A 12,306-nucleotide genomic window follows, 5' to 3' on the forward strand; every position below is an offset into this window, starting at 1 on the left:
CTGGTCAGGCAGTCGGGTCAGTGGCCTCGGTCGTCTCCGCGACCGGGGCCACCGCGCCGTCCGTCATCGCCCGGACCGTCGCCCCGGCCTCCCCCGGCGTCGGGCCAGCCGTCACCGGAATCCTGGCCGTCGTCGAGTCCCTGCACCTGCGTCGTCGGCTCCGGAGGCGGGGCATCGTTCCCCGGCGCCGGGGCGCGCGGCGGGGCGACCGGCTGCCCGGGACCGGCAACCGTGAAGGCGTCGCCGCCGTACTTCGCGGCGGCCACCGACATGACCATCGGCCACATGCGGTGACGGGCCGTCGCGGCGGTGCCGTTGCCGAACGAGATGCCGCGCTGGTTCGCGTCGCCGTAGAGGCTCACGACACCGGCGACCGTCGCCACCTTCGAGCTGGCACCGGCCATCCAGGTGTCCTTGTTGCCGTCGGTCGTACCGGTCTTGCCGATCAGCGGCACATGCGGATTCGTGTTGCGGTTCGACTCCGTCGCCGTGCCGCCCGTCATCACGCTCTGCATCGCGAAGTGCATCGCCGCGGCCACCTCGGGAGAGACCGCAGGCGTGCAGGTCGAAGCGGGTACCGCCACCTCGTTTCCGTCGCGGTCGACGATCCGATCGATCGCGACCGGAGTGCACGTCACCCCGTTGTTCGCGATACCGGCGAAGGCGATGGCGAGGCTGAGCGGTGCGACCTCGTTCGTGCCCAGAACCGACGAAGGCCCCTGCTGGAGCGGGTCGCCATCGGCCCGGTGCATGCCGAACGCCTCAGCGGTCTTGCGGATGCCGCAGAGATCCAGCTTCTTCGCCATGCCGACGAATCCAGTGTTGATCGACCCGATGGTCGATTCGAGAGCGGAGTAGTTGCCACCCGACTCGTTGGCGTCGTTCTTGGGTGCCCACTTCTCGGCCGTCGCGTTCACCGGGCCGTTGCAGCTGTCCTGGAAGATCCCCCAGTTCGACTTCGGCTTCGAGTCGACGCGTTCGTTCAACGCATGCCCCTCGTTCAGCCATTGGGCGAGGGTGAACACCTTGTAGGTCGATCCGGGTTGGAATCCGCTCGATCCGCCCTGCGTGTAATCGGTGTTGTAGTTGACGCTCGTGTACTGCGGGCCGATCGCGAGCACGTTCGGGTCTTGGCTGTACACCTTGTTCTGCGCCATTGCGAGCACTCGGCCCGTGCCCACCTGCACGCTCGAGATCACGCTGCCGACGTCCCATCCGGGGTAGGTCTGGGGCACGTTCTGCGCGATCGCGTTCACCGCGGCGGCCTGCAGGTCGAGGTCGAGCGTCGTGTAGACGTCGTAGCCGCCGCGACGGAAGTTGCGCATCCGCGTCTCCTCATCCTCGCCGAAGGTCGGATCGGTCTGCAGGATGTTCTTCACGTAGTCGCAGAAGTACGCGGAGGTCTCAGCGGTCTGGCAACCCGTGCTCGGCTCGCTGATGACCGGCTCGATCGGCGCGGCGAACGCGACGTCGTACTCCTCCTGCGTGATCTTCTGCTCCTTGAGCATGTGATCGAGGATGTAGTCGCGGCGCTCCTTGTTCTTCGCATACCCGTTCGCCGCGCCGTTGTCCTCGCTCTCGGGCTTGTCGATCTGGAACTTCACGGGATTGTTGACGATCGCGAGCAACGAGGCGGCCTGCGCGAGCGTGAGATTCGCCGCACTCGTCGAGTAGTAGTAGTTGGCTGCAGCCTCGATGCCGTAGACCGTTCCGCCGAAGCCTGCGATGTTCAGGTAGCCGAGTAGGATCTCGCTCTTCGAGTACCGCTTCTCGACGCCGATCGCGAGTCGCATCTCCTTGAGCTTGCGCTCGATGCCGGCGCTGCCGTCGGACTCGGTGGCCGAGTCGTAGCACTTGACCCGTTCGGCCTCGACGCGCGCAGCGCGGTCGTCGTAGGTGAGGGCGGCCACTTCGTCTTCCGTGAGGCCCTCGATGGCGGTGACGTGGGCCTCTGCCTCGCACTCCTGCACGCGCACGTTCTTCACGTACTGCTGCGCGATCGAGGACCCGCCCTGCGTGCGACCGCCGGTCGCGGTCTTGACCGCTGCACGAAGCGTGCCCTGGAGGTCGACGCCGCCGTGGTCGTAGAACCGAGGATCCTCACCGGCGATCGCGGCGTCCTTCACGTACTGGTTGATCGCGTCCCAGCCGACCTCGACGCGGTTCTGGTCGTAGAACGAGGCGAGCAGCACGGGCGCACCGTCATTGCCGGTGGCGTAGATGTTGCTCTTCTCGGAGAGCTCGTCGATCTCGAGGTAGCCGGGGAGGTTCTCGAACATGCCGATGCTGCCGGATGCCGCGATGCCGACGGTCGCGATCGCCGGCGTCACGCCGGCCACGACGAGCATGGCCACGCCGACACTCGCCGCGATGAGCCCGACGAAGCCGCCGATGACGCCGAGCGGCGTACGCGTCTCTCGGAAGTCACGATTCCGCATGTTCTCAGAACCCATGGCTCACCCATTCCTTGCCGACGTCTCACGATGGCGTCCGAGCCTGTAGGGGGCTCGGACGGTGCCGACACTCAATGGAATCGCAGCACACCACGGAAGTCCAGCCCACAGGCCGATCGCCCGGCACGAGTTGCTCCGGAAAACGAAGAAGGCCCGGATGACCGGGCCTTCTTCACAAGAAATTGGCTGGGGTACCTGGACTCGAACCAAGAACAACGGTACCAGAAACCGCCGTGTTGCCAATTACACCATACCCCAATGGCTGAAACCGAAGTCCCGCGCCGACATGTAACTCTAGCCTACGGCGCGACGCCCGCCAAACTGAGCAGCGCTCACCCGGCGGGCGCCCGCGCGCGTCACGCGAGCAGCGCCGTCAAGCGGTCGATGCGCTCGATCGAATCGACCTTGCCGAGGATCTGCATGGACTCGAAGAGCGGCGGCGAAATGCGCCGGCCCGAGATCGCGGTGCGCACCGCGCCGAAGGCCACACGCGGCTTGAGCGCGAGCCCGTCGACGAGGGCCGCGCGCAGCGCCTCTTCGATCTGCTCGTGCGTCCACTCCTCGGCCGGAAGGCGGTCGAGCGCCTCGCGCGCCGCAGCGAGCACCGCGGGGGCGTCCCCGGTGAGGGCGCCGACTGCGGCTTCGTCGAACTCGAGGCCCGCGGCATCCGTGAACAGGAAGCCGAGCATGCCGGGAGCCTCCCCCAGCAGGGCGATGCGCTCCTGGATGAGGGGCGCGCCCTCGGCGAGCACCGCCTCTTCAGCGGGTGTGATCGGGCTGGAGACGGCCCCTGCCGCCTGCAGGTACGGCACCGTTCGCGCCGCGAAGTCGGCGACGTCGAGCTGACGGATGTGGTCGCCGTTGATCGCCTCGGCCTTCTTCAGGTCGAAGCGGGCGGGGTTCGGGTTGACATTCGCGACGTCGAACGCGGCGATGAGCTCCTCGCGCGAGAACACGTCGCGGTCGGCCGAGAACCCCCAGCCGAGCAGCGCGAGGTAGTTGATGAGCCCCTCGGGGATGAACCCGCGGTCGCGGTGATGGAACAGGTTCGACTCGGGGTCGCGCTTGGAGAGCTTCTTGTTGCCCTCGCCCATGACATAGGGCAGGTGACCGAAGCGCGGCACGAACGAGGTCGCGCCGATGTCGATGAGCGCGTGGTACAGCGCGATCTGCCGCGGAGTCGACGAGAGCAGGTCTTCGCCGCGGAGCACGTCGGTGATGCCCATGAGTGCATCGTCGACGGGATTCACGAAGGTGTAGAGCGGCGCACCGTTCGGGCGCACGACGACGAAGTCGATCGTCGACCCGACCGGGAAGTCGATGCGGCCGCGCACGAGGTCGTCGAAACCGAGATCGACCTCGGGCACGCGCAGGCGGAGGGCCGGCTGGCGGCCCTCGGCGCGGAACGCCGCCTTCTGCTCGTCGGTGAGATCACGGTCGTAGTTGTCGTAGCCGAGCTGCTTCGGCCGCCCGTTGGCCTCGTTACGCGCGTCGATCTCCTCCGCCGTCGAGAACGACTCGTAGAGGTGGCCCGAGGCCTTCAGCCGCTCGATGATCTCGAGGTAGATCTCACCGCGCTGCGACTGCCGGTAAGGGCCGTGCGGGCCGCCGACGTCGATGCCCTCGTCCCACGTGAGGCCGAGCCAGGTGAGCGCGTCGAGGATCTGACCGTAGCTCTCCTCGCTGTCGCGAGCGGCATCGGTGTCTTCGATGCGGAAGACGAAGGTGCCGCCGGTGTGGCGCGCATAGGCCCAGTTGAACAGGGCGGTGCGCACGAGGCCGACGTGCGGCGTTCCGGTCGGCGATGGGCAGAAGCGCACGCGGATGTCGCTGCCGGTGGCCGTGGTCGTGGGGTGAGCTGTCTCAGACATACCCCTCAATGCTATCGAGCGGCGAGCGATTCCAGCGCTGCGAGTGCTGCGGCGACGGCCGGCACCCGTTCGGCACCGCGCGCCGTGACGAGATGGAGCGAGCGCACGTCGGCGCGAGCGGTGGGCCTGGCCACGACGTCCTCGTGCCGCGGCGAGGCGGCGAGCGCGAGCGCCGGCAGCAGCGCCACCCCGAGCCCCTGCGCGACCATGCCCTCGACGGCGACGAAGTTGTCGGTCTCGAAGGCGATGCGCGGCACGAATCCCGCGGCCCCGGCGAGCTCGAGCAGGTGTCCGCGGCACCGCGGGCAGCCGGCGATCCACGGTTCGTCCCGCAGCATCCCGAGATCGACGAAGTCGGATGCCGCGGCGGGATGCCCGGCTGGCAGCACGAGCCGCATCGGCTCGTCGCCGTAGACCCGCACATCGAGTCCGCGCGCGCTCGCCTGGTGCGGGTCGTCGCGGTCGCCGGGGTAGCTGAAGGTGATCGCGAGATCGGCCTGGTCTGCGCGCACCGCTTGCACCGCCTCGGGCGGTTCGGCCTCGACGTAGGTGACGTCGATGCCGGGGTGGGCTGCGGCGAGCGCCGCGATGAGGCGGGGCACGAGCGTCGCCGAGGCGGAGGGGAAGGCGACGAGTCGCACGCGGCCGGCGCGAAGCCCGCGGAGCTCGGCGAGTTCGCCGGCCGCGGCCTCGAGCGCGGTGGCGACGTCTTGCGCATGACGAGCGAGCACACGGCCCGACTCCGTCAATCGGATGCCGCGCCCCACACGCTCCACGAGCGCGATGCCGGTGCGATGCTCGAACCGTCGCAACTGCTGGCTCACCGCGGGCTGGCTGTAGCCGAGCCACTCGGCGGCCGCGGTGAGCGAGCCGTGCTCGGCGATCTGGTGCACGACGCGAACCGTCTGCAGGTCGAGGGCTGCTGCGAGGGCGTCGATCGAGGCATCCGACATACATGAATCATAACCTCAGCGCATGTGTGTGATCATTCACCGGGCCTTGTCGAATGAATCAGACCGCCCGAGACTGGGTGCATGCACCACACTCGCGAGCGGTACGCCGCAGGCCGCGGCTATCTCGCCGCCTGCACGATGGGCCTCCCGGCCGACGTCACGCGCGATGCGGTGCGACGCGACCTCGAATCGTGGTCGACCGGCGCTGCGTGCGGCGTCGAGTACGGACGGATCCACGACCGGGCCCGGGCGCACGCGGCGACGCTGCTCGGCCGCGCGCCGAGCGAGGTCGCCACGGGTTCGCAGGTCTCGGTGTTCGCCGCCATCGCGGCGGCCTCGGCACCCGTGGGAGCGGAGATCGTCTGCGTCGACGGCGACTTCTCCTCGGTGATCGGCCCCTTCCTCGCCCGAGGCGACCTGCGCGTGCGTCACGTGCCGCTCGCAGAGCTCGCGGGCGCCGTGACCGACTCGACCTGGCTCGTGTCGTACTCGCTCGTGCAGTCGGCGACGGGCGAGGTCGCCGACGCGGCATCCGTCGCCGCCGCAGCCCGGGCCGCCGGCGCACTGACCCTCGTCGATTCGACGCAGGCCACCGGCTGGATGCCGACCGACTCGCTCGACGCCGACATCGTGATCTGCCACGCGTACAAGTGGCTCTCCGCTCCCCGCGGCGCGGCGTTCGCCGCGTTCTCGACCCGAGCGGTCGACGAGCTGACGCCGCTCGCGGCCGGCTGGTACTCGGGCGGCGATCCGTGGGCGTCGTGCTACGGACCAGAGCTGCACCTCGCCGCGGGCGCGCAGCGCTTCGACGTCTCCCCCGCCTGGCAGGCCTGGGCCGGCGCGGAGGCGGCGCTCGAACTCGCGGCCTCGCTCGACATGGCGGAGGTGCAGCAGCACGACGTCGGGCTCGCGAACGCATTCCGCTCGCGGCTCGACCTGGCCCCCTCCGACAGTGCGATCGTCGCGTGGCCCGATCTCGACGGCAGCGACCTCGCCGCGCTCGGCGCCGCAGGCATCACCGCTTCGGGGCGCGCCGGTCGGGCTCGCGTCGCGTTCCACGTGTGGAACGACGACGAGGACGTCGAGCTCGCGGCATCCGCTCTCGGGCGCTGAGCGCACCCCGACCGTCTCCGACCCGTCGCGCGCCGGGCTATGCCGCCGAGCGAACCGGGTTCGAGAGCGTGCCGAGTCCGGTGACGTCGACCTCGACGGTGTCGCCGTCGACGATCGGCCCGACGCCCGCCGGGGTGCCCGTGAGGATGACATCGCCGGGCAGCAGCGTGAACACGCTCGACGCGTAGGCGATGATCGACGCGACCGAGTGCACCATGTCGGAGAGGCGGCCCGACTGCCGGCTCTCGCCGTTCACTCGCGTCTCGATCGTGGCCGTCTCGAAGTCGACGTGCGTCTCGATCACGGGGCCGAGGGGGCAGAAGGAGTCGAAGCCTTTCGCGCGGGCCCACTGGCCGTCGCGCTGCTGCAGGTCGCGGGCCGTGACGTCGTTCGCGATCGTGTAGCCGAAGACGTAGTCTTCAGCGTCGTCTTCCGACACGTTCTTCGCGATGCGCCCGATGACGACGGCGAGCTCGCCCTCGTGCTCGACCCGCTCGCTCTGCTTCGGCAGCACGATCGCATCGCCGGGGCCGACGACCGAGGTGTTCGGCTTCAGGAACAGCAGCGGCTCCGACGGCGCCTCGCCGCCCATCTCCTCCGCGTGGTCGCGGTAGTTCTTGCCGACCGCGACGACCTTGGAGCGTGGAATCACGGGCGCCAGCAGCTTCGCGTCGGTGAGCTTGACGCGCTCGCCCGTGGGCTCGTAGCCCGCGAACATGGGGTCGGCCTTCAGCACGACGAGCTCGTGCTCCTCTTCGTCGACGATGCCGAATGCGATGGTGTCGTCGTGGCTGAAACGCGCGATCTTCATGCCTTCAGCCTACCCGCGGCGATCTTTCCGCCGAGTCGCAGGACCGATCGAGCGACACGCCGTGTGTCGCCGGCGCGCCGCGCGAATCGACCTGCGACTCGGCGGATTCTCGCTCAGGAGCGAGCCGGGCCGTCGGGGATGAGCCGCTTGCCGAGGCTCACCGCCTCGTCGACCTGGTAGCCGAGCCGTCGGTAGAACTCGATGACGCCCTCGTTGGTCGACCGCACCTGCAGGTTCAGCTTCGGGCAGCCGCGCTCGGTCAGCAGCCGCTCGGCCTCGGTCATGAGCAGGGCGCCGAGGCGCTCGCCACGCCGGTCGGCGTCGACCGCGAGGTAGTTCACCCAGCCGCGATGGCCGTCGTAGCCGACCATGGCCGTCGCCACGACGATGCCCGCCGATTCCCCTACGAGGAAGAGCTCGGGCTGCACGGTCAGCTTGCGCTCGATGTCGCGGTAGGGGTCGTTCCACGGCACGACGAGTCCGGCCGAGCGCCACAGGTCGACGACCCGCTCGGTGTCGGCGACATCGAATGCACGGATGCGCAGGCCGTCGGCGGCGGGCCCCGTCACGCGTCGAGTCGGGTCAGCCAGCCGTGGCGGTCTTCTGCGCGACCGTACTGGATGTCGGTGAGCTCCTGGCGAAGCGAGAGCGCGAGCTCGGATGCCGCGGCCCCCGTGTGCACGATCTCGAAGTCGGTGCCGAGGAGGCGCCCGATGGGCACGACGACCGCCGCGGTGCCGCAGGCGAACGCGCCGACGATCTCGCCGGACTCTGCGCCGCTGCGCCACTCGTCGAGCGCGATGGCGCGCCGCTCGACCGCGTGGCCTCGGTCGGTCGCGAGCTGCAGGATCGAGTCGCGCGTGATGCCCTCGAGGATCGAGGGCGATTCGGGCGTGACGAGCGTGCCGTCGCGCTTCACGAGCACGATGTTCATGCCGCCGAGCTCTTCGAGGTTGCCGGCGTCGTCGAGGAACGCGACCTGCTGGCACCCCTGCTCGTAGGCCTCGGCCTGCGGCAGCAGGCTCGACGCGTAGTTGCCGCCGGTCTTGGCAGCTCCGGTGCCGCCCTTGCCGGCGCGGGCGTAGTCGGTGGAGAGCCAGATGTTGACCGGTTCGACACCGCCGGGGAAGTAGGCTCCCGCCGGGCTCGCGATCACGTAGTAGGCGACCTTCTTCGCGGGACGCACCCCGAGGAACGCCTCTTTCGCGAACATGAACGGTCGCAGGTAGAGGCTCGTCTCGGGCGCGCTCGGCACCCAGTCGGCGTCGACGGCGATGAGCTGCTTGAGCGACTCGATGAAGATCTCGCTCGGCAGCTCTGGCAGCGCCATGCGGCGGGCCGAGCGCTGCATGCGGGCGGCGTTCTCGAAGGGCCGGAAGGTGTGGATCGAACCGTCGGCGTGACGGTAGGCCTTCATGCCCTCGAAGATCTCCTGCGCGTAGTGGAGCACCGCGGCAGCGGGGTCGAGCGAGATCGGGCCGTAGGGCGAGACCCTCGGGCGGTGCCAGCCGCCCTTCTCCGACCAGCAGATGTCGACCATGTGATCGGTGAAGTGGTTGCCGAAGCCGGGGTCGGCGAGCACCGCCTCGCGTTCGGCGGGCGTCTTCGCCTGCTCGTTGCGGGTGACCTGCCAGATGAGACCGGCTGCCGACGGGGCCTGGAGCGGGAGGTTGATGGTCATGATTCGCTTCCTTCGATGCGCTGGATCAGTCGAGTGCGCCGATGCGGGCGGCGATGGCGTCGCCGACCTCGGAGGTCGTGCGCCGGGTGTCGCCGCGCTCGGCGATGTCGGCGACGACCGCCCGCTGCACCTTCTGCGCGGCGTCGGCGCGACCGAGGTGGTCGAGCAGGAGGGCCACGGAGAGGATCGCGGCGGTGGGGTCGGCGAGGCCCTGGCCCGCGATGTCGGGTGCCGAGCCGTGCACCGGCTCGAACATGCTCGGGAACCGGCCGTCGGGGTTGATGTTGCCCGAGGCCGCGAGGCCGATGCCGCCGCTGATCGCGCCGGCCAGGTCGGTCAGGATGTCGCCGAAGAGGTTGTCGGTGACGATCACGTCGAAGCGCGCGGGATCGGTGACGAGGAAGATCGTCGCCGCATCGACGTGCAGGTAGTCGACCGCGACCTCGGGGAACTCCGCCGCCACTGCGTCGACCGTGCGCTTCCACAGCGAGCCGGCGAAGACGAGCACGTTGGTCTTGTGCACGAGCGTCAGCTTCTTGCGAGGTCGAGCGGATGCCGCGGCGAACGCGTACCGCACGACGCGTTCGACGCCGTAGGCCGTGTTCACCGAGACCTCGTTGGCGACCTCGGCCCGGGTGCCGACGCGGATCGCGCCGCCGTTGCCGACGTAGGGGCCCTCTGTTCCCTCGCGCACGACGACGAAGTCGACGTCGCCGGGTGCTGCGAGCGGACTCGCGACCCCGGGGTAGAGCACCGACGGTCGCAGGTTCACGTAGTGGTCGAGTTCGAAGCGGAGCTTCAGGAGCAGGCCGCGCTCGATGTTCGCGCCCGCGAGACGGGGGTCGCCGGGAACGCCGCCGACCGCGCCGAGCAGGATCGCGTCGTGGCCCTTGATCGCGGCGAGGTCGTCGTCGGTCAGCACGTCGCCGGTCGCGAGGTAGCGCGCGGCGCCCAGGGAGAACTCGGTCTGCTCGAACACGACCCCCGACGCCTCGGTTGCCGCTGCGAGCGCCTTCAGCGCCTGCCCGACGACTTCGGGGCCGATCCCGTCACCGGGGATGACCGCGAGCTTGACCGTGTCCACCATGAATTCTCCTTCGTGCGCGAGCCCTTCCAGCGTACTGGCCGCACGCGCACGTGACACCCGCGGCGTCACTCACTCGCGGGCGGCGGCGCCCTTCGGGTTGCGGAGGGCCAGCACGGCGACGACCGCGGCGGCGACCATGAGCGCGACGCCGATGAGCGAGGTGATGACGACGCCCTCGTCGAAGGCCAGGGCGGCGGATGCCGCGAGCTGCTCGCCGATCGCGGCCGGCAGCTGTTCGGCGACCGTGACGGCACCCGCGAGCGTCTCGCTCGCCTTCGCGGCCTGCGCGGCGGTCAGTTCGCTCGGCAGCACGATCGCGGCGCTGTAGTGGGCGGCGAGGATCGACCCGAGCACGGCCGTGCCGAGCACGGCGCCCAGCTCGTACGCGGTCTCGGAGACCGCCGACGCGGCGCCCGCCTTCTCGGGCGGCGCGCTCGAGAGGATGAGCTCGTTGGAGACCGTCTCGGCGGCGCCGATGCCGACGCCGAGCATCACGAAGGCGATGACGACGGGGGCGATCGAGTCGGCGGTCGCGAAGAACGCGATGACCGCGTAGCCGCCGGCCGACAGGAGCAGCGCGATCGGCACGAGCACCCGCGGCCGTACGCGGCGTGCGATCGGCACGACGGCGAGGCCGGCGATGATCATCGCGACGAGACCCGGCAGCAGGGTGAGACCGGCTGCGACCGGCGACAGCCCCGCGATGAGCTGGAGGTGCTGCGACACGAAGTAGAGGAAGCCGACGAGCGCGATGACGCTGAACAGGTTCACGAGCACCGCGCCACCGAACGAACCCTGGCGGAACAGTCGGACGTCGAGCATGGGCGAGCGGCTCTTGAGCTGACGCCGCACGAACCAGAGGGCGCAGAACAGGCCGAACACGATCGCCTGGATGCCGAAGCCCGAGACGCCCTCGGTGGCGAGCGACTTGATGCCGAACACGACGGGCACCATCGCGGCGAGCGAGAGCAGCGTGCTCGGGATGTCGATGCGGCCCGGCGCCGGGTCTCGGCTCTCGGGGATGAGCAGCGGCACGAGGATCAGGAGCGGTACGAGCACGGGCACGGCGAGGAGGAACACCGAGCCCCAGTGGAAGTGCTCGATGAGCACGCCGCCGACGAGCGGGCCGAGGGCGCTGCCCGCGGCGAAGCCCGACGCCCAGATCGCGATCGCGAGGCGGCGCTGCTCGCGCTCGACGAAGACGGTGCGGAGCAGCGACAGGGTCGAGGGCATGAGCATGGCCCCGAAGAACCCGAGCGCGGCGCGCGAGGCGATGAGCGCCTCGGCGGTCGGCGCGAATGCGGCGACGATCGAGAGCACGGCGAAGCCGACCGAGCCGATGAGCAGCATGCGACGTCGACCGAAGCGATCGCCGGCACTGCCCATCGCGACCAGCAGGCCCGCGAGCACGAGCGGGTAGGCGTCGATGATCCAGAGCTGCTGGGCGGCCGTCGGTGCGAGATCGAGCGCGATCGCGGGCAGTGCGAAGCTCAGCACCGTGTTGTCGACCGAGACGAGCAGCACGGGCAGCATGAGCACGGCGAGCGCGAACCAGGCGCGGCGGGGCGCGCGGGCGGTCGGTGTGTCGGGCGCCGTCGCGGCGGTGCGCGTGGTCTCGTTCGCGGGCAGTTCTGTCTGGCTGGTGTCTGTCATCTCAGGCTCGTTCGTCTCAGGCGGTTACTGTACCGTCCAGCTGGTATAGTAACAGACATGCCCCTTGCGTCGTCAACGATCCCCCCATCGGCCACACTGGGATCATGAGTCGCCCGCCCGCCGCCCGAGAAGCAGTGCTCGACGCCTTCGAGCGCATCATCATCGCCGACGGCGAACGCACGGCGACGCTCGACGCCACCGCCCGGGCCGCCGGGGTCTCGAAAGGCGGCCTGCTCTACCACTTCGGTTCGCGCCACGCCCTCATCGCGGGCCTCATCGAGCGCCTGCACCGGCTCGTCGACGACGACGTCGCACGCATCCACTCGGCACCCGATGGCCCGATCTCCTACTTCGTGCGCTCGTCGGTCGACCTCGAGTCGGCCATCGACCACAGCTTCGTCGCCACGGTGCGGCTCGCCCAGGGCGGCGATCGCCAGGCGGCTGCGGCGATCGACGCCGTGCGCGGGCGGTGGCTCGAAGAGATGGGCCGCCACATCGACGACCCCGCGCTCGCCCTCGCGATCACGCTCATCGGCGACGGCCTCTACTACCACTCCGCCCTGCGGGCCGAGGTCGACGCTTCAGCGCTCGACTCCGACGACATCGGCCCGGTGCAGATGGACGAGCTCGTCGCCCTGCTCGAGCGCATCGCCCGCACCGGTCGATAGGCGCACGGCGGTCGCG

The 12,306-nt window shown here is 69.9% G+C and carries 10 protein-coding genes and 1 tRNA gene; 2 read left to right on the forward strand and 9 right to left on the reverse strand.

Translation table 11 applies throughout. The features are described from left to right. Window positions 1-17: 17 nt before the first annotated feature. From ACFCVM_RS03545 to ACFCVM_RS03560, 4 genes are all read right to left on the reverse strand, one after another. Window positions 18-2,453 carry a transglycosylase domain-containing protein gene (locus tag ACFCVM_RS03545; protein ID WP_375833916.1) on the reverse strand — a complete coding sequence of 812 codons (2,436 nt, stop codon included), beginning with the start codon at window positions 2,451-2,453 and terminating at the stop codon, window positions 18-20. A 183-nt stretch (window positions 2,454-2,636) separates the two neighbouring features. Further along, window positions 2,637-2,711, reverse strand: a tRNA-Gln gene (locus ACFCVM_RS03550). Between the two features lie 98 nt (window positions 2,712-2,809). Next, window positions 2,810-4,324 carry a glutamate--tRNA ligase gene (gene gltX, locus ACFCVM_RS03555; protein WP_375833919.1) on the reverse strand — a complete coding sequence of 505 codons (1,515 nt, stop codon included), beginning with the start codon at window positions 4,322-4,324 and terminating at the stop codon, window positions 2,810-2,812. Window positions 4,325-4,335: 11 nt separating this feature from the next. Next, on the reverse strand, window positions 4,336-5,277 hold the full coding sequence (locus ACFCVM_RS03560; RefSeq protein WP_375833922.1) for a LysR family transcriptional regulator: 942 nt from the start codon (window positions 5,275-5,277) through the stop codon (window positions 4,336-4,338). An 81-nt stretch (window positions 5,278-5,358) separates the two neighbouring features. Here ACFCVM_RS03560 and ACFCVM_RS03565 point away from each other — a divergent pair, with 81 nt between their 5' ends. Then, window positions 5,359-6,390 (forward strand): aminotransferase class V-fold PLP-dependent enzyme, encoded by a 1,032-nt coding sequence (locus ACFCVM_RS03565; RefSeq protein ID WP_375833925.1) that lies wholly within the window; start codon window positions 5,359-5,361, stop codon window positions 6,388-6,390. A 37-nt stretch (window positions 6,391-6,427) separates the two neighbouring features. On the opposite strand, the gene ACFCVM_RS03570 is transcribed toward ACFCVM_RS03565, so the two are convergent. The 5 genes from ACFCVM_RS03570 to ACFCVM_RS03590 all read right to left on the reverse strand — a co-directional run bounded on the left by ACFCVM_RS03570 (window position 6,428) and on the right by ACFCVM_RS03590 (window position 11,622). Beyond that, the gene (locus ACFCVM_RS03570; protein ID WP_375833928.1) at window positions 6,428-7,201 is read right to left on the reverse strand and encodes a fumarylacetoacetate hydrolase family protein; all 774 of its coding nucleotides are present in this window, start codon (window positions 7,199-7,201) and stop codon (window positions 6,428-6,430) included. Window positions 7,202-7,314: 113 nt separating this feature from the next. Next, window positions 7,315-7,770, reverse strand: coding sequence for a GNAT family acetyltransferase (locus ACFCVM_RS03575; RefSeq protein WP_375833931.1), 456 nt, complete (start codon window positions 7,768-7,770; stop codon window positions 7,315-7,317). Beyond that, the gene (locus ACFCVM_RS03580) at window positions 7,767-8,882 is read right to left on the reverse strand and encodes a branched-chain amino acid aminotransferase (protein WP_375833933.1); all 1,116 of its coding nucleotides are present in this window, start codon (window positions 8,880-8,882) and stop codon (window positions 7,767-7,769) included. The genes ACFCVM_RS03575 and ACFCVM_RS03580 overlap by 4 nt, the downstream gene beginning before the upstream one ends. 25 nt (window positions 8,883-8,907) lie before the next feature. After that, a complete protein-coding gene (locus ACFCVM_RS03585) occupies window positions 8,908-9,969 on the reverse strand; it encodes a 3-isopropylmalate dehydrogenase (RefSeq protein WP_375833936.1) in 1,062 nt (353 codons plus the stop codon). Between the two features lie 69 nt (window positions 9,970-10,038). Beyond that, window positions 10,039-11,622, reverse strand: coding sequence for an MFS transporter (locus tag ACFCVM_RS03590; protein ID WP_375833939.1), 1,584 nt, complete (start codon window positions 11,620-11,622; stop codon window positions 10,039-10,041). A gap of 104 nt (window positions 11,623-11,726) precedes the next feature. On the opposite strand from ACFCVM_RS03590, the gene ACFCVM_RS03595 reads away from it, so the two are divergent. Continuing rightward, complete coding sequence (locus tag ACFCVM_RS03595; protein ID WP_375833942.1) at window positions 11,727-12,290, forward strand: TetR/AcrR family transcriptional regulator; 564 nt, start codon at window positions 11,727-11,729, stop codon at window positions 12,288-12,290. Window positions 12,291-12,306: the final 16 nt, after the last annotated feature.

This window comes from Agromyces sp. NPDC056389 (assembly GCF_042262385.1).
GTDB lineage: Bacteria > Actinomycetota > Actinomycetes > Actinomycetales > Microbacteriaceae > Agromyces.

Bases quoted from the DNA above. Each gene is read 5' to 3' on its own strand.
- ACFCVM_RS03590 (WP_375833939.1), bottom strand. From the start codon at position 11,622: ATGACAGACACCAGCCAGACAGAACTGCCCGCGAACGAGACCACGCGC.
- ACFCVM_RS03580 (WP_375833933.1), bottom strand. From the start codon at position 8,882: ATGACCATCAACCTCCCGCTCCAGGCCCCGTCGGCAGCCGGTCTCATC.
- ACFCVM_RS03545 (WP_375833916.1), bottom strand. From the start codon at position 2,453: ATGGGTTCTGAGAACATGCGGAATCGTGACTTCCGAGAGACGCGTACG.
- ACFCVM_RS03595 (WP_375833942.1), top strand. From the start codon at position 11,727: ATGAGTCGCCCGCCCGCCGCCCGAGAAGCAGTGCTCGACGCCTTCGAG.
- gltX (WP_375833919.1), bottom strand. From the start codon at position 4,324: ATGTCTGAGACAGCTCACCCCACGACCACGGCCACCGGCAGCGACATC.
- ACFCVM_RS03585 (WP_375833936.1), bottom strand. From the start codon at position 9,969: ATGGTGGACACGGTCAAGCTCGCGGTCATCCCCGGTGACGGGATCGGC.
- ACFCVM_RS03560 (WP_375833922.1), bottom strand. From the start codon at position 5,277: ATGTCGGATGCCTCGATCGACGCCCTCGCAGCAGCCCTCGACCTGCAG.
- ACFCVM_RS03565 (WP_375833925.1), top strand. From the start codon at position 5,359: ATGCACCACACTCGCGAGCGGTACGCCGCAGGCCGCGGCTATCTCGCC.
- ACFCVM_RS03570 (WP_375833928.1), bottom strand. From the start codon at position 7,201: ATGAAGATCGCGCGTTTCAGCCACGACGACACCATCGCATTCGGCATC.